The organism is Bradyrhizobium sp. NBAIM08 (assembly GCF_020193935.1).
In the GTDB taxonomy this organism is placed as follows: Bacteria; Pseudomonadota; Alphaproteobacteria; order Rhizobiales; family Xanthobacteraceae; genus Bradyrhizobium; species Bradyrhizobium yuanmingense.
On the sequence record NZ_JADYVR010000112.1, the window covers coordinates 1 to 505 of the forward strand.

Sequence of the window (505 nt, forward strand, 5' to 3'; positions counted from 1 at the left end):
CTCCGATCCCGTGCATCCGCTGCAACATGGGGCCCAAGTTCACCGACCTGCTGGCGCTGGCCCGCGATCTGGGGGCGGACTGCCTGGCCACCGGACACTACGTGCGCCGCATCGCGGGCAACAGAGGCAACGAATTGCACCGGGCCGCCGATCCGGCGCGCGACCAGAGTTATTTCCTGTACGCGACGACCGAGTCGCAGCTCGATTTCCTGCGCTTTCCGTTGGGCGGGCTGCCCAAGCCGGCAGTGCGCAGGCTGGCGGAAGCGGCCGGACTGCAGGTCGCGGCCAAGCCCGACAGCCAGGACATCTGCTTCGTCCCTGACGGCGACTATGCCGGTCTCGTCCGCAAGCTTCGGCCGGAGGCGGCGGCAGGCGGCGACATCGTCGACATGGCGGGCAGGAGGCTCGGCGCGCACCGCGGGATCGTTCACTACACCGTCGGCCAGCGCCGCGGGCTGGAGATCGGCGGCAGTCCCGAGCCGCTCTACGTGGTCCGCATCGACGC

Annotated in this window: 1 protein-coding gene; it reads left to right on the forward strand. The window is 70.1% G+C overall.

The features are described 5' to 3' along the window. A partial coding sequence (locus tag I6F37_RS38665; RefSeq protein WP_368736811.1) for a tRNA methyl transferase PRC-barrel domain-containing protein occupies window positions 1-505 on the forward strand: 505 nt, incomplete at both ends.